1 protein-coding gene is annotated in these 311 nt (G+C 64.6%); it reads left to right on the top strand.

Going from position 1 to position 311, the window contains the following annotated elements:
• Positions 1–311 (top strand): acyl-CoA dehydrogenase family protein (locus tag N826_RS39420; protein WP_044438159.1); only part of this gene is annotated, 311 nt, incomplete at both ends.

The following is a 311-nucleotide window of genomic DNA, read 5'->3' as shown; positions in this document are numbered from 1 at the left end:
AAGATCGAGGGCAAGTTCAGCCTGCGCGCCTCGATCACCGGCGGCATCGCGATGGACGACGTGTTCGTGCCCGAGGAAAACCTGCTGCCCAACGTCAAGGGCCTCAAGGGACCGTTCGGCTGCCTGAACAACGCCCGTTACGGCATCTCGTGGGGCGCCATGGGGGCTGCGGAGTTCTGCTGGCATCAGGCGCGCCAGTACACGATGGACAGGAAGATGTTCGGCCGTCCGCTGGCGGCGACCCAGCTGATCCAGAAGAAGCTGGCCGACATGCAGACGGAGATCACGCTGGGTCTGCACGGAGCCTTGCG

Origin of the sequence: Skermanella aerolata KACC 11604 (assembly GCF_000936425.1) — a bacterium.
Taxonomy (GTDB): domain Bacteria; phylum Pseudomonadota; class Alphaproteobacteria; order Azospirillales; family Azospirillaceae; genus Skermanella; species Skermanella aerolata.
This window is presented reverse-complemented; position numbering and strand designations above follow the sequence as displayed.